The sequence below is a fragment of the Paraburkholderia sp. PAMB 6770 genome (assembly GCF_057748135.1).
In genome coordinates, this window is record NZ_CM173239.1 from 709,727 (window position 1) to 724,237 (window position 14,511).

Below are 14,511 nucleotides of genomic sequence, written 5' to 3' on the forward strand. Positions count from 1 at the left end.
GGGGCATGACGGTGTCGGGCAGCGAATCGGCGTCGCGTGCGGTGCGTGTGATGACGCGGCCGTCGCCGTCTTTATCCTGCGTCGCGAGGAACCCCACGATGAACGCGAAAGCGCGTGCCGGCACGCGAATCCTGAGCGCGCTGGCCGCTCTTGGACTCGCCGGCTGCATGCTCGAACCGGGGCCGGCCGAGTTCCGGCGCAGCGAGACGCAGCTGGAAGCGGCGCGCGAACAGGCGGCCGTGCACTGCGTCGATGCGGACACCTGCGCGCTGGTCTGGAACCGTGCGCGGCTTTATGTCGAGCTGCATTCGCCGACCGCGATCCGCCGCATGAACGCGCACAGCATCGAGACCGGCATGCCGCATCGCTACGGCGTCGCGTGGTTCTGGGCGGAGCGCAGCACCACGCCGGACGGCGTGACGACGATCCGCCTGAAAGGGATGTGCCGCGGCATGTACGACACGGACGGCGAGGCAGGCTGGATCTATACGGCCTGCGCGGCGCAGATCCGCCGCGCGGAGCGCGCGTTTCGCGACGCAGTGCGCGATCCGGGCTAGCGCGGCGAGCAATCCATGCTGGCCCGGTGAGCAATCCGCGCGGGCGCGGTCGCGATCGGCGATGCGTTTGATCAGGATCAGCGGATCGCGGGCGCGCGCCGCTATCCTCGGCGGAATGAATCCCGTTTGCGCCTCTTCCGGAATGTCGCGTGCCGTTGCCGCCGCACCCGCGGATGCGGGTGGCGGGCGCGTGTGCGCGGTGCGCGGCGCGGTGGTCGACGTCGCGTTCGCCGCGCCGCCGCTGCCGGCGCTCAACGAGGCGTTGCTGGTGCGCCCGGACGCGGAGGCGCCGATCGTCGTCGAGGTGCAGGCACACCTCGACGCGACGCGCGTGCGCGGCATCGCGCTGCAATCGACCGCCGGCCTCGCGCGCGGCGAACCGGTGCGGGCGAGCGGTGCACCGGTCGCGGTGCCGGTGGGCGATGCGGTGCTCGGCCGTCTGCTCGACGTGCTGGGCGCGATGCGCGACGGCGGCGCGCCGTTGCCGGCCGGCACGCCGCGCCGGCCGATCCATCGCGCGGCGCCGCCGCTCGCGAGCCAGGCCGGCGCGACGCGGCTGTTCTCGACCGGCATCAAGGCGATCGATCTGCTCGCGCCGCTGGCGCAGGGCGGCAAAGCGGCGATGTTCGGCGGCGCGGGCGTCGGCAAGACGGTGCTCGTGATGGAGCTGATTCATGCGATGGTCGAGCGCTATCGCGGGATCGCGGTTTTCGCCGGTGTCGGCGAGCGTTCGCGCGAAGGGCACGAGATGCTCGTCGATATGCGCGATTCCGGCGTGCTCGCGAAGACCGTGCTGGTGTACGGGCAGATGAACGAGCCGCCGGGGGCGCGCTGGCGCGTGCCGCTCACCGCGCTCACGGTGGCCGAGCACTTTCGCGACGAACGCGGCCAGAACGTGCTGCTGCTGATGGACAACATCTTTCGCTTCGTGCAGGCGGGCGCCGAAGTATCGGGCTCGCTCGGCCGCATGCCGTCGCGCGTCGGCTATCAGCCGACGCTCGCGAGCGAGGTGGCCGCATTGCAGGAGCGCATCGCGTCGCTCGGCGACGTGTCGGTGACTGCGATCGAAGCGGTCTACGTGCCGGCCGACGATTTCACCGATCCCGCGGTCACGACGATTGCCGCGCACGTCGACAGCATGGTCGTGCTGTCGCGCGCGATGGCCGCCGAAGGCATGTATCCGGCGATCGATCCGATCGCGTCGACGTCGGTGCTGCTCGACGCGGCGATCGTCGGCGACGCGCATGCGGCGATTGCGAACGAAGTGCGGCGGCTGATCGCGCATCGCCGCGCGCTGCAGGACGTGATCGCGCTGCTCGGCATCGAGGAGCTCGGCGCCGAGGATCGCACGCAGGTGCTGCGCGCGCGCCGTCTCGAGCGCTTTCTCACGCAGCCGTTCGCGGTGACCGAGGCGTTTTCCGGCCAGCCGGGACGCTCGGTGAGCATCGACGACACGCTCGCCGGCTGCCGCGCGATTCTCGCGGGCGAGTGCGATACGTGGCAGGAAAGCGCGCTCTACATGGTAGGCACGCTGGACGAAGCACGCGCAAAAGAAGCCGCGACGCGCGACGCCGCGACGCGCGCGGTGCCCGCGCGTGCGTGACCGGAGGCGCGCGCGATGACGAACCGCCCCGCGCTCGCGCTGACGATCGCCACGCCGCTGCAGGTGTGCGTGGACGAGCGCGCGATTGCGTCGTTGCGCGCGGAGGACGAAAGCGGCGGGTTCGGGATCCGCGCCGGTCATGCGGACTTCGTGACGCTGCTCGCGCCGTCCGTGGTGCGCTGGGTGCGCGCCGATGCCACGCCGGGCTACTGCGCAGTCGACGGCGGCGTGCTGATGGTCACCCACGGCACGACGGTATCGCTCGCATGCGGCGAAGCGATTGTCGGCGCGTCGCTGGCCGCGCTCGAAGCCGAGGTCGAGCGGGTGCGCGCGCTGCAACAGGACGCGCGGCGTCGCGCGCGGGTCGACCAGGTGCGGCTGCATGCGCATGCCGTGCGCGAAATGATTCGCTATCTGCGCGCGTCGTCGCGCGCGGACGGCCCCGGCGCGGCGCCGCCGGGGGGCGCCGCGCCATGACCGTGCCCGCGCCGCGCGAATCGCCGCCGTCCGCAGCCGCGCCGGCCGATGGGGCGGCGCGGATGCCGGCAGCGGCACAGGCAGCGGCAGCGGCACAGGCAGCACCCGCATCGCAGCCGCAGCCGCCGCAAGCGGGCGCACCAGGCACGCGGCCCGCGCCCGGCATGGCGCCGAATCCGCTGGCCGAGGCGGCGCGCCGCGCGGCGCAGCGCGACGCGCTCGGCCGCGCGCAGCCGGAACCGTCGCTCGCGGCTCGGCTCGGGCAGATCGGGGTGCTCGGCTGGACCATCGTGCTGCCGACGCTGCTCGGCCTCGTGATCGGGCGGGGACTCGACCGGCTGTTCGGCACGCGGGTGTTCTTCTCCGCGCCGCTGCTGATGCTCGGCGCAGCGGCGGGATTGTGGGGCGCATGGAAATGGATGCATCGACAGGAGCGGCGACACGATGACTGACCCTCTCTTCTGGCTGCGGGCAGGCGCGGGCTTTGCGCTGGGTCTCGGCGCGGGCGCGGCGTGGTTCGCGACGCTGCGCGCGAACGCGCGGCTCTTCGCCGAGGGCCGCGTGGCCGCGGCTGGCGCGCTGCAGGCGCTGCGGCTCGCGGCGGCGGGCGCGCTGTTCTACGCGCTCGCGCATCACGGCGCGGCCGCGCTCGTGGCCGCGCTCGCGGCGTTCCTGCTGGCGCGCACGGTCGCGCTGCGGCGCGCCGCGCACGCGGTGACGCAACCGCCGCTCGCACGATGATGCGCTCGCCGCTCGCCACCGCGCCGCTGCTGCACGTCGGCCCGCTCGCGATCACGTCGCCGGTGGTCGTCACGTGGGGGCTGATGGTGCTGCTCGTCGCGCTGTCCGCGCTGCTCACGCGGCGGCTGTCGCTCGCGCCGTCGAAAACGCAGACGGCGCTCGAACTGCTCGTCACGACGCTCGACCAGCAGATCCGCGACACGATGTCGTGCGCGGACCCGGCGCCGTACCGGCCTTTGATCGGCACGCTGTTCGTGTTCGTGCTGTGCGCGAACGGGTCGTCGCTCGTGCCCGGCATCGAGCCGCCGACCGCGCACCTCGAAACCGATGCCGCGCTCGCGCTGATCGTGCTCGCCGCAACCGTCTACTACGGCGTGCGCACGCGCGGCGTCGCGGGCTACCTCGCGACGTTCGCCGAACCGACGTGGCTGATGATCCCGCTGAACGTCGTCGAGCAGCTGACGCGCACGTTTTCGCTGGTCGTGCGGCTGTTCGGCAACGTGATGAGCGGCGTCTTCGTGGTCGGCATCGTGCTGTCGCTCGCCGGTCTGCTGGTGCCGATCCCGCTGATGGCGCTCGATCTGCTCACCGGCACGGTGCAGGCCTATATCTTCGCGGTGCTCGCGATGGTGTTCGTCGGCGCCGCCGTCGGCGACGCGCGCGCGCCGGCTATCCCTCGACACGGAAAACACTCATGAACGCAATCGAACTCGTCAGTCTCGCGGCCGCTGCGCTGGCCGTATCGTTCGGCGCAATCGGGCCGGCGCTCGCGGAAGGGCGCGCGGTAGCCGCCGCGATGGATGCGATCGCGCGGCAGCCGGACGCGGCCGGCACGGTCTCGCGCACGCTGTTCGTCGGCCTCGCGATGATCGAGACGATGGCGATCTATTGCCTCGTCGTCGCGCTGTTGCTGCTGTTCGCGAACCCGTTCGTCAGGTGAGGCGCGCCATGCACATCGACTGGTCGACGCTGCTGCTGCAGACCGTCAACGCAGGGGTGCTGCTCTGGCTGCTCGCGCGCTTCCTGTTCCGGCCGGTGGCGCAGATCGTCGCGCAGCGCCAGAGCGCGGCGGCGGCGCTGCTCGCCGACGCGGGCGCGGCGAAGCGCGCCGCCGAGGCCGAGCGCGACGCCGCGCAGCGCGAAACCGCACGGCTCGACGGCGAGCGGGCCGCCGCGTTCGAGCGGGTCGAGCGCGAGGCCGACGCGCACCGCGCCGAACTGATCGCCGCCGCGCAGGCGCAGGCCGGGCAGCTTCGCGCGCGGGCCGTCGAGCAGGCCGATGCCGCGCGCGCGGCGCTCGTGCACGAGGCCGAGGCGCAGGCCGCGCGGCTCGCGGTCGAGATCGCCGCACGGCTGCTCGCGCGGCTGCCGCCGCAGGCGCGCGTCGACGGTTTCATCGACGACGCGGTCGCGGCGTTCGCGGGCTTGCCGGAGCGCGTGCGCAGCGAGGCCGGCACGCCGGCCGATCCGCTGCGCGTGAGCACGCCGCGCGCGGCCAGCGCGGACGAGCGCGCGCATTGCCAGCGCGCGCTCGATGCGCTGCTGCAGCGGCCCGCGCAGTTCGTGTTCGCCGTCGATCCGGCGCTGATCGCGGGCATCGAACTGGCGAGCGCGCAGGGCGTGGTCCGCAATCATTTGCGCGGCGATCTCGACGAGATCGCCGCCGCACTGGCCGATGCGGCCGACACGCATGCGCACGCCGTCTGACGCCGGCGCGCACGCCTGGTTCGCGCGCGAAGAGCAGGTGCTGGGCGCGCTTGCGCTCGGCGCGCGCGCGGCGACGCTCGGGCGCGTCGAGCGTGTCGGCGACGGCATCGCGTTCGTCTCCGGCCTGCCCGATGTCGCGCTCGACGAACGCGTGCACTTCGCGAGCGGCGCGACGGGTTTCATCCATGCACTCGACGCGGATGTCGCCAGCGTCGTGTTGCTCGACGACGACGCGCGCGTGCAGGCCGGCGAGCGCGTGGCGCGCAGCGGCGCGGTCGTGCAGGTGCCGGTGGGCGACGGGCTGCTCGGCCGCATCGTCGATCCGCTCGGGCGCCCGCTCGATCGCGACGAACCGGTGGCGGCCGCCGGCTATCTGCCGGTGGAGCGGCCCGCGCCGGAGATCGTCGAGCGCGATCCGGTCAGCGAGCCGCTCGAAACCGGCATGCTGATCGTCGACGCGCTGTTCGCGATCGGCCGCGGACAGCGCGAGCTGATCATCGGCGATCGCGCGACCGGCAAGACCTCGCTTGCCGTCGATGCCATCGTCAACCAGAAGGACAGCGATGTGCTGTGCGTGTACGTCGCGATCGGTCAGCGCGCGACCGCGGTGCAACGCGTCGTCGATGCGGTGCGCGAGCACGGCGCGGCGGCGCGCTGCGTATTCGTGGTGGCCACCGCGGCGGCCGCGCCGGGGCTGCAATGGATCGCGCCGTTCGCCGGCTTTTCGATTGCCGAGTATTTCCGCGATCGCGGCCAGCACGCGCTGATCGTGATCGACGACCTGACGCAGCATGCCGCGACCCATCGCGAGCTTGCCTTGCTCACGCGCGAGCCGCCGGGGCGCGAAGCGTACCCCGGCGACATCTTCTACGTGCATGCGCGGCTGCTCGAACGCGCGGCGAAACTGTGCGCGGCGCGCGGCGGCGGATCGCTGACCGCGCTGCCGATCGCCGGAACCGATGCGGGCAATCTGTCTGCCTATATCCCGACGAACCTGATCTCGATCACCGACGGCCAGCTCGTGCTCGATGCGCAACTGTTCGCGGCGAACCAGCGTCCGGCGGTCAACGTGGGGCTGAGCGTGAGCCGGGTCGGCGGCAAGGCGCAGCGCGCGGCGCTGCGCGAGGTCGCGGGCCGGATGCGGCTCGACTACGCGCAGTTTCTCGAACTGGAAGTGTTTACGCGCTTCGGCGGCATGACCGATGCGCGGGTCAACGCGCAGATCGAGCGCGGCCGGCGGATTCGCGCGCTGCTTGCGCAGCCGCGCTTCAGTGCGCTCGCGACGGCCGACCAGATTGCGCTGCTCCGTGCACTGGGCGAAGGCGTATTCGATGGGCTGCCGCCCGCGCTGCTCGCTCAGGTGCAGGCGCACGTCGCACAGCAGGCGCGGGCGCGCGGCGGCGTGCCTGCCGGGGGCGGCGGGCAACGTGGGCAAGGTGCGCAACGCGGGCAAGGTGCGCAACGTGGGCAAGGTGCGCAACGTGGGCAAGATGCGCAACCCGGGCAAGATGCGCAACCCGGGCAAGGTGCGCAACCCGGGCAAGGTGCGCACGATGCGCACGATGCGCAGCCCCCGGACCGCGAGTTCGAGGCAGATGATCTTGCGCGGCGCGTCGCCGCATTGCGCGCGTTCGTTGCGCATCGGCAGGCATCCGCAGCCGGCTCGCACGCGTGCGGCGGAGATCCGGCATGAGCGGCAAGCTGGGCGAAATCGAGGCGCATCTCGCGAGCGCACATCAGCTCGGCGCGGTCATTGGCGCGATGCGCGGCATCGCAGCGTCGCGCGCACACGAAGCGCGTGGCCGGCTTGCGGGCATACGCGCGTCGGCGGCGACGGTGGGCCGCGCGATCGGCGCGGTGCTGCCGGCCGCGCCGCCCCAGCCGCGCGATGCGCCGGCGCGCGCGCAGCCGGCGCATCGCGCGCATCTGAAGATCGTGTTCGGCTCCGAACAGGGCTTCGTCGGCGCGTTCAACGAGCGTCTGCTCGATCACGCGAGCCGCGCGGCCGATGCCGCGCCGCGCGAGTACATCGTGATCGGCTCGCGGGCGCTCGGCGCCGCGCAGGAGCGTGGGCTGCAACCGGTCTGGAGCGCGCCGATGGCATCGCATACGGATCACATCGTCGCGCTCGCGGCCGACGTGACGCAGGCGCTTTACGAGCGGATCGAGCGCGCGTCGGTGACGCGCGTCACGCTCGTGCATGCAGGCGCGGCGCCGGACGGGCACACGCAGATCGTCGAGCGCACGCTGGTGCCGTTCGATTTCGCGCGTTTCGCCGTCGCGCCGCGCGCGTTGCCGCCGCTCGTCACGCTGGCGCCGTCGCGGCTGCTTGCGGGGCTCGCGGAAACCTATGTGTCGGTCGAGCTTTGCGAGGCGGCGATGCTGTCGTTCGCGGCGGAAAACGAGGCGCGCATGCAGGCGATGATGGTGGCCGGCGAGCACATGAAGGACAAGCTCGCCGAACTGGTGCAGCACTATCGTCGGGTGCGGCAGGACGAGATCACCGCGGAGATCGTCGAGCTGGCCGCCGCGCCGCCGCCGGCCGAGCGGGAGAACCGCGCGCATGCGGACGGGGGCGCGGCGTGAGGCGTGAGGCGGACGACGTGATGACGTGACGGGCACACACGGCAGCGCGTTCGGCGCGCGCCGCGGCGCGCGTTGCGCGTGCAAGTGTGCAAGTGTGTGGCGTGCGCGCGGTGTGTAGCACGCAGCACGCGGCATGCAGCACGAGGCAAGCAGCAAGCAGCAAGCAGCACGCTGCATACCCCACGCAGCCCCCGTCGTGGCTATCCGTTCCGTCGGGCGCCAGAACGCGCGTGTTCGCCGAGCAGACGCGCGAGCACGCGCGGGGTGCACGCGTCGACGATCGTGAAGCGCGGCAGCGCAAAGCACTGCGCATCGCGTTCGAGTTTGCCCGGCTCGTAGGTAAGGCCGGCGCGGTAGCCGGCATCGATGGCGGCTGCGTCGAATACGCGTTCGCCGGATCCGAACGGCCACGCGATCAGGTCGACCGGCGCGCCGGTTTCCTGTTCGATGCGCACGCGGGCATCCGCGAACTGGGCGCGCGCGCAAGCGTGAAACGCGCTCGGCGAGGCGTGGCGGTGCGCGGCGATCCAGTCGGGATGCCAGTACGTTTGCGCCTGCACGTCGAACCATCCGCTCGCGCGCAGCATCCGCAGGTGCGCCCAGCCGAGCGTATCGCGTGTGTGCGCAACCGTCTGCGGATGCACGAACAGCGTTACCGGCGTGTGCTCGCGCGCGGCGATCGGCGCCAGCAGGTCGAGGATGCTGCGGCTGCCGCCGTCGACGGTCAATGCGATCGCGCGGGCCGGCAGCGCGGTGAGCGGGTCGCGCAGCGCATCGACCAGTTCGCGCAACGGCACGATCGCATAGCCGAGCGCGCGCAGCGCGTGCACGTGCGCAACGAAAGTGGCGGCACGCACGGCGTCCGGCTCGTCGTCACCGGTGCCGAAGCGCGGATAGACGAAAATCGACGCGTTGTAGGCGAGCGTCCGTTTGTGCCGCATGCCGCGCGGCCGCGCGCCTTCTGCGGCGCGGTCGGCTTGCGCGGCAGCGGCGCGGGGCGCGGCTGCAATTCTCGTTGTCATGGTGTGGCGTGAGGTGAAGGATGGACAAGCTCGCCGTATCGCGACGTTGCTGCTATTCGACGCGCGCGGCGCGTGCAGACGGTTGATTTCGATCAACGGGGGCGCGGATGTGCGGCGGCGTGCCGGTTTGCCGCGCCGTCACGGGTTCAGGCTCGCGTCCGCTATTGCTAATATGCAGGTTCACGTGCGGCGAGGATGCGCGCACGCCTGATTTCGACGCGTCATTTTTGTCGTTTCGGTCCTGCCCGGTGCGCAGCCATCGTGCGGCCGGAATGCGAGACCCTCCAGCATGAACGAAGCCTACGAATATCGCGCCAGTCCCACGCACCCCCGGCAGTTCGACGTGTTCAACGGCGACGCGGACGGCATTTTCGCGCTGCATCAACTGCGCCTCGCGATGCCACTCGACGGCACGCTCGTCACCGGCACCAAGCGCGACATTGCGCTGCTCGCGCGGGTCCCCGCGCAGGCGAACGATCGCGTCACGGTGCTCGACATCTCGCTCGATTCGAATCGCGATGCGCTGGATCGGCTTTTATCGCGCGGCGTGTTCGTCGACTATTTCGATCACCATTTCGCGGGCCGCGTGCCGACGAGCCCGTGGCTTGCCGCGCATCTCGATGCGGCGCCGGACGTCTGCACGAGCCTGCTGGTCGACCGCCATCTCGGCGGTGCGTACCGGCGCTGGGCGATCGCCGCGGCGTTCGGCGACGGCCTCGGCCGCCGCGCAGGCGAGCTCGCGCGCGAAGCCGCGCTCGGCGACGATGCGCAGCGGCAACTGCGCGCGCTGGGCGAGGCGGTCAATTACAACGCGTACGGCGATTCGGTAGCGGACCTGATTGTGGCGCCCGAAGCGATGGTGGCGGCGTTGCGCCCATACGCGGATCCGTTCGAATTCATCGCGGCGACGCCGTGGCTGTGCGAACTCGACGCGGCGCGCAACGACGATCTCGCGCGGGCGATGCAGCAGCGTCCCTGGTATGAATGGGCGGGCGGCAGCGTGTACCTGCTGCCCGATGCCGCGTGGTCGCGCCGCGTGCGCGGGGTGTTCGGCAACGCGCTGGCCGAGTCGCACCCGCAGCGCACGCATGCGGTGCTGACGCCGTGCGGCGGGGGCTGCTATGTCGCAAGCGTGCGTGCGCCGCTCGCCGCGCCGCGCGGCGCGGATGCGCTGTGCCGCGGTTTTGGCGGCAACGGCCGGGCCGGCGCGGCCGGCATCGACGCGTTGCCGGCCGCGCAGACCGACGCGTTTATCGCGGCGCTCGCGCGCGCGTTCGCCGCGCCGTGACGCGTGATGACGCGTGATGACGCGTGATGACGCGCGCCGCGCGTGCAGGAGGAGGACAACCGATGGACACGCTGTTTCGCGATCGCGCCGATGCCGGCCGCCAGCTGGGCGCCGCGCTGCATGCGTATGCGCGCGAGCCGGATCTGCTCGTGCTCGCGCTGCCGCGCGGCGGCGTGCCGGTTGCCTATGAGGTGGCGAAGGCGCTGCATGCGCCGCTCGACGTGCTGGTGGTGCGCAAGCTCGGTGCGCCGCACGAACCGGAATTTGCCATGGGCGCCGTCGCGAGCGGCGGTGTGCTTCATGTGGACGACGACATCGTCCGCGCGCTGGCGGTGAGCGAGGCGGCGCTCGCCGCGACCATCGCGCGCGAACGCGCGGAACTCGCGCGGCGCGAGGCGGCGTATCGCGGCGCGCGTGCGCCGTTGCCGGTGGAAGGCCGGAGCGTGATCGTCGTCGACGACGGCATCGCCACCGGCGCGTCGATGCACGCGGCGCTTGCGGCGTTGCGCGCGCACGGGCCGGCACGGGTGATCGTCGCGGCGCCGGTCTGCGCGCACGACGCGCGCGCCGGATTCGCGCGCGAGGCCGACGCGCTCGTCAGCGTGATCGAGCCGCGCGGATTCATGGGAATCGGCCAGTTCTACGCCGACTTCACCCAGACGAGCGACGACACGGTGCGGGCCTGTCTCGATGCGCGCCGCGACGAATGCGCACGCGGGGCATCCGCTGCCGCTGCCGCTGCGGCGCCGGATGACGGCGACCCGTCCGCGTAACGGCGTGAGGCGTGAGGCGTGAGGCGTGAGGCGTGCGGCGCGTGCGCCTCGCCCGCGCGGCACGCGGATTGCTGCACGTGTAGCGCGGTCGTGCGCCGCTTGATTTGCGTCATCGCAGGCGGCGCGGCACGTCCTATGCTGTCGGGTATCGAACACATTCTTGTCGTCGAGGTCGCCGTGACATCGGGCCCGAAGATTCTCGTCGTCTATTACTCCCGCACGGGCCATACCGAACGGATGGCCCGGACGCTTGCCGCGGCGCTGCACGCGCGTTGCGAGCCGATCGCCGAGCGCGGCGGCGTCGCGATGCGGCGCGGGCTGTGGGGCTATCTGCGCTCGCTGGCCGACGCACTGCTGAACCGTTCCGTGCGCATCCTGCCGGACGGTCACGATCTTCTTGCCTACGATCTGGTGGCGATCGGCACGCCGGTCTGGGCGGGCCGCGCGGCGGCGCCGGTGGGGAGCTGGCTTCGCCTCCACGCCGGACAGCTGCCGCCGGTCGCGTTCTTTTGCAGCATGGGCGGACGCGGCAGCGAATCCGCGTTCGCGACGATGCAGGCGGCGAGCGGCAAGGCGCCGCTCGTCACGTGCGCGGTGTCCGCGCGCGCGATCCGGCACGACGCGCACCGCGAACTGCTCGGCCTGTTCGCGAAGCGGATCGGCGGGGTGCTCGCCACGCCGGCGGGCGCGACGGTGCGCGACAGCGCATTGCCCGATGCACGCGCGGCGCGCGCGGATTGAGGTCATCGAGGAGACGTCCGTGAGAATCACGCTTCATCTGGACACGTTCAACCGCACGATTCCGTGTCCCTATGCGGTCCTCTGGCTCGATCCGGGCACGCTCACCTGGCAGCGCGAAGGGTACGTCGGGCTCGATCTGCCGGAATGCGGCACGCTGCAGTGCGAGGGTGACGACGTGCTCGTGTGCGGCGCCGGCGAACCGCTCACGTACTGCGTACTCGAAGCGCTGGCGCGCGCATGGAGCGCACCGCCGCCGGACCATCGCACCGGGATTGCGCAATGGTGCGGCAGCGGCGGACTGTCGCCGGGCACCGGTCACTGGCATATCCAGCACGCCGAACTCGACGATGCCCAGGCGGCGAGCGAGTGCGCGACGCCGCCGGCAGCGTGAGGCGATGTGTGCCGGCGTGAGCCGTTGCGAGTCGCTCGCTGCGAGCCGGCGCGGGCGGGCCACGCCGGCAGCGGGCGTGGTGGGCGTCGTCGATTTCGACGGGCCCGCGAGACGGAGGCATTCGTGGCATCCGCCTGGCGCTTGCGCGCGGCAATACGGCGCACGGCAATACGGCGCACGGCACGTGCCGCATGCGGCATGCCGCCGCGGCGCCGTCTAGTTCGACGCGGCGTGAACCTCGCCGGCCGGGGCGGTCGAAGCGGGTGTCCGCTGCGTCGCGCGCAGCGGCACGAGCAATACCGGACACGGCGCGCAACGCAACGTCTGCTCGGCGACGCTGCCGAGCATCATCCGGCGCACGCCGCGGCGTCCGTGCGTGCCCATCACGATCAGTGTGGCACCGGAGTCCAGCGCAGCCTGGCGGATGCAGTGCGCGACGTCCACGCCGCCGTCGAGCGTGGCTTCGATCACGCGCGCGGTGCCCGCCACGCCCGCGCGTTTCATCCGTTCAAGCGCGTCGGCGATCACCTGCTCGCTTTCGGTCACGTAGGCATCGCGCAGCAGCGACGGGTCGAAGCCGGGCGCGTCGAATGCGAGCGACGGCGTGTCGATCACGTAGAGGGGCTGGAGAAGGGCGTGCGTCTCGCGCGCCATCCGCAGCGCGCTATCGAGCGCATACGACGACGTGTCGCTGCCGTCGAGCGCGACCAGGATGCGGTCGAACATGATGAGTCCCCCGGGAGTGATGACGGGCGATGGCGCGCGGGCGCGATGGTCCGCGATGATCCTATCTTCGTCCGCCCCCTTCCTGCGCGCGCTGATCCAGATCAAGCGGCGCCGCTTGCGCCTGCGCCGGTGATGCGCGGGCGGCGAACGCGTCGGGTCAGTCGAGGGCGTCCGGCGTCGCGCGGCGCGGCTTGGCGTCCGCCCGTCTGCGTCGCCTGCGCGGCACCGGCACCGGCACCGGCAGCGCGGGCGCCGGGGGGGACGCCGGCGGGGCAGCGCGATCGGCGGCGCAGCGCTGCGCGAGGCGTTCGAGCCGCTTGCGCAGCGCATGGGCGAGCTGGGCTTCGGTGGGCGGCAGCGGCCCCAGTGCGATCAGCGCGTCGAGCCGTTCGAGCCAGTACAGCGGATGCATGACGACGTTGCCGTTCGATGCAGCCTCGACAGGCGAAATCTTTTCGAGCATCCCGACCATCGTCGCGATGTGGGCGAACTCGATCTCGCGAACGCGAAACGGACCCATGGCCGGCGGCGGGATGTCACGTGAAGCCGATGTCCGGCAGGCGTGCGCGGGTGCTGTCGCGGCTACGCGCGTCGCGGTGCGCGCCGGCTGGGGGCGCGTGCCGTGTCGGTCCTGCGGCCCATGACGATTCCCCGGAAGTGGCGATGCGCCCAGTATGGCGGCGCGGTCGCGCACTGTGTTGACGAGGATCAAATGGCGCTGTGACGGGGCGCGGCGCGCCGTCACAGCGCATCGAACGAGGGCGCGTCGACCGGTTGCGGGAGCCGCCAGCCGAGCGGCGCGAACACGCCGCCGCCGCCGCACTGGACGATCTCGACGAAACGCTCCAGCGTCGTCCCCCCCATGATCGCGAGCGGCGCGCTGTGCTCGTACTGTTCGGAGCGCAGCCACGGGGCCTTGCCGCGGTTGATGTCGTTCACGCTCAGCGGCGGCGCGTGCGGATCGTCCTGGGGCGCGACGAACGGGCCGTCGAACGCAAGCCGCACGAGCGTGCCGGGTGCGTCGTCATAGGGCGGTCCGGCTTCGCGCTGGTACGGCGCGCGTTCCCAGCCGTCGCCCCACTGATGCGAGAGCGGCAGACACGTGAACCATGCCCACGGTGCCCGCACATAACAGAGCCGGTAGGTTTCGCTCACCGGTTCGAGGTTCGCTGTCAACGGCATATCGTTCTCCGGCGGTTGCGCGATCAAGGAAATGGCGCAATGCGGTGATTGTTCGGGAACCGGCGCGACGGGCGTTGATCGAGGTCAAGCGCGCCCGCGCTGCCCGCCGTGCGCGGGACGGGCGGCGGTACGCGCGGCCGCGCGCGTGCGCGCCGCTTGACCTGCGTCAACGGGCGCAACGGCGGGGGCGTCTACTGTGTGACGAACCGGCGGTTAGGCCGCATGCAGGTGTCGTCATGCAGATCATGTTTTCGTCTGATGAGCCGCGTTACTGCGGCCGCGATCTCGCGTTGTCGTTTACCGCGCGGGTCAATGGCGCGCCGGTGCAATGCGCGATCACGGCCGAGGCGCTGGAGGATCACTTCGGCGCGGCGTCGTCGCGCGCGGAAGACCTGCTGCGTGCATTCGGCGCGCACCGCGGCGCAATCGAGCGTGCCGCGCGCGAAATGCTCGCACAGGTCGACGGGCATCCGATCGTGCTGCACAGCGGCGTGTTCCGGTTCATGGGCAACGATGTGCACTCCGCCCGGCGGGCGGATGACGGTCAGCCGGGGGGCTGACGGCGAGGCGAACCGGGGGCGGGGCAACGCATGGGGGCATTGCCTTGCAGCAGGACGGGCGGACTGCCGCGGCGCCATCGCGCCGCAGGGATCGCGCGACCCGGTGCCGGACCGCTTGACGGAGCGTTCCTCATGAGCGAAGCGGCCATCACACGGC

19 protein-coding genes are annotated in these 14,511 nt (G+C 72.0%); 15 read left to right on the plus strand and 4 right to left on the minus strand.

Going from position 1 to position 14,511, the window contains the following annotated elements:
- The first annotated feature begins 98 nt into the window (after window positions 1–98).
- The 10 genes from AC3AP7_RS20625 to AC3AP7_RS20670 all read left to right on the plus strand — a co-directional run bounded on the left by AC3AP7_RS20625 (window position 99) and on the right by AC3AP7_RS20670 (window position 7,671).
- Window positions 99–557, plus strand: coding sequence for a hypothetical protein (locus AC3AP7_RS20625; protein WP_487364416.1), 459 nt, complete (start codon window positions 99–101; stop codon window positions 555–557).
- A 142-nt stretch (window positions 558–699) separates the two neighbouring features.
- The gene (gene atpD / locus AC3AP7_RS20630; RefSeq protein ID WP_487364417.1) at window positions 700–2,160 is read left to right on the plus strand and encodes a F0F1 ATP synthase subunit beta; all 1,461 of its coding nucleotides are present in this window, start codon (window positions 700–702) and stop codon (window positions 2,158–2,160) included.
- Between the two features lie 15 nt (window positions 2,161–2,175).
- Window positions 2,176–2,637 carry a F0F1 ATP synthase subunit epsilon gene (locus AC3AP7_RS20635; RefSeq protein WP_487364418.1) on the plus strand — a complete coding sequence of 154 codons (462 nt, stop codon included), beginning with the start codon at window positions 2,176–2,178 and terminating at the stop codon, window positions 2,635–2,637.
- On the plus strand, window positions 2,634–3,089 hold the full coding sequence (locus AC3AP7_RS20640) for an AtpZ/AtpI family protein (protein ID WP_487364419.1): 456 nt from the start codon (window positions 2,634–2,636) through the stop codon (window positions 3,087–3,089). Before AC3AP7_RS20635 ends, AC3AP7_RS20640 begins: the two co-directional genes overlap by 4 nt.
- Window positions 3,082–3,378, plus strand: coding sequence for an N-ATPase subunit AtpR (locus tag AC3AP7_RS20645; RefSeq protein ID WP_487364420.1), 297 nt, complete (start codon window positions 3,082–3,084; stop codon window positions 3,376–3,378). The genes AC3AP7_RS20640 and AC3AP7_RS20645 overlap by 8 nt, the downstream gene beginning before the upstream one ends.
- Window positions 3,375–4,076 (plus strand): F0F1 ATP synthase subunit A, encoded by a 702-nt coding sequence (locus AC3AP7_RS20650; protein ID WP_487364421.1) that lies wholly within the window; start codon window positions 3,375–3,377, stop codon window positions 4,074–4,076. The genes AC3AP7_RS20645 and AC3AP7_RS20650 overlap by 4 nt, the downstream gene beginning before the upstream one ends.
- A complete protein-coding gene (locus AC3AP7_RS20655) occupies window positions 4,073–4,318 on the plus strand; it encodes a F0F1 ATP synthase subunit C (RefSeq protein ID WP_487364422.1) in 246 nt (81 codons plus the stop codon). The genes AC3AP7_RS20650 and AC3AP7_RS20655 overlap by 4 nt, the downstream gene beginning before the upstream one ends.
- Before the next feature lie 8 nt (window positions 4,319–4,326).
- A complete protein-coding gene (locus tag AC3AP7_RS20660; protein WP_487364423.1) occupies window positions 4,327–5,085 on the plus strand; it encodes a F0F1 ATP synthase subunit B in 759 nt (252 codons plus the stop codon).
- The gene (locus AC3AP7_RS20665) at window positions 5,069–6,778 is read left to right on the plus strand and encodes a F0F1 ATP synthase subunit alpha (RefSeq protein ID WP_487364424.1); all 1,710 of its coding nucleotides are present in this window, start codon (window positions 5,069–5,071) and stop codon (window positions 6,776–6,778) included. The genes AC3AP7_RS20660 and AC3AP7_RS20665 overlap by 17 nt, the downstream gene beginning before the upstream one ends.
- Complete coding sequence (locus AC3AP7_RS20670; RefSeq protein WP_487364425.1) at window positions 6,775–7,671, plus strand: F0F1 ATP synthase subunit gamma; 897 nt, start codon at window positions 6,775–6,777, stop codon at window positions 7,669–7,671. Before AC3AP7_RS20665 ends, AC3AP7_RS20670 begins: the two co-directional genes overlap by 4 nt.
- A 200-nt stretch (window positions 7,672–7,871) precedes the next feature.
- Here AC3AP7_RS20670 and AC3AP7_RS20675 read toward each other — a convergent pair whose 3' ends face one another.
- Window positions 7,872–8,612 (minus strand): polysaccharide deacetylase family protein, encoded by a 741-nt coding sequence (locus AC3AP7_RS20675; RefSeq protein ID WP_487364426.1) that lies wholly within the window; start codon window positions 8,610–8,612, stop codon window positions 7,872–7,874.
- A gap of 370 nt (window positions 8,613–8,982) precedes the next feature.
- On the opposite strand from AC3AP7_RS20675, the gene AC3AP7_RS20680 reads away from it, so the two are divergent.
- From AC3AP7_RS20680 to AC3AP7_RS20695, 4 genes are all read left to right on the plus strand, one after another.
- A complete protein-coding gene (locus AC3AP7_RS20680) occupies window positions 8,983–9,981 on the plus strand; it encodes an acetyltransferase (RefSeq protein WP_487364427.1) in 999 nt (332 codons plus the stop codon).
- 62 nt (window positions 9,982–10,043) lie between these two features.
- Window positions 10,044–10,754, plus strand: a complete 711-nt coding sequence (locus AC3AP7_RS20685; protein ID WP_487364428.1) for a phosphoribosyltransferase — start codon at window positions 10,044–10,046, stop codon at window positions 10,752–10,754.
- Window positions 10,755–10,889: 135 nt separating this feature from the next.
- A complete protein-coding gene (locus AC3AP7_RS20690) occupies window positions 10,890–11,495 on the plus strand; it encodes a flavodoxin family protein (protein ID WP_487364429.1) in 606 nt (201 codons plus the stop codon).
- Window positions 11,496–11,514: 19 nt separating this feature from the next.
- Window positions 11,515–11,886, plus strand: a complete 372-nt coding sequence (locus AC3AP7_RS20695; protein WP_487364430.1) for a DUF3564 family protein — start codon at window positions 11,515–11,517, stop codon at window positions 11,884–11,886.
- Between the two features lie 216 nt (window positions 11,887–12,102).
- Here the strand turns inward: AC3AP7_RS20695 and AC3AP7_RS20700 are convergent, their stop codons facing one another.
- From AC3AP7_RS20700 to AC3AP7_RS20710, 3 genes are all read right to left on the minus strand, one after another.
- Window positions 12,103–12,612 carry a universal stress protein gene (locus AC3AP7_RS20700; protein ID WP_487364431.1) on the minus strand — a complete coding sequence of 170 codons (510 nt, stop codon included), beginning with the start codon at window positions 12,610–12,612 and terminating at the stop codon, window positions 12,103–12,105.
- A gap of 157 nt (window positions 12,613–12,769) precedes the next feature.
- Complete coding sequence (locus AC3AP7_RS20705; protein WP_487364432.1) at window positions 12,770–13,132, minus strand: hypothetical protein; 363 nt, start codon at window positions 13,130–13,132, stop codon at window positions 12,770–12,772.
- A gap of 221 nt (window positions 13,133–13,353) precedes the next feature.
- A complete protein-coding gene (locus AC3AP7_RS20710; protein WP_487364433.1) occupies window positions 13,354–13,794 on the minus strand; it encodes a hypothetical protein in 441 nt (146 codons plus the stop codon).
- 236 nt (window positions 13,795–14,030) lie between these two features.
- Between AC3AP7_RS20710 and AC3AP7_RS20715 the strand changes: the two genes are divergently transcribed.
- Window positions 14,031–14,354 (plus strand): DUF1488 family protein, encoded by a 324-nt coding sequence (locus AC3AP7_RS20715; RefSeq protein ID WP_487364956.1) that lies wholly within the window; start codon window positions 14,031–14,033, stop codon window positions 14,352–14,354.
- The last annotated feature ends 157 nt before the right edge of the window (window positions 14,355–14,511 follow it).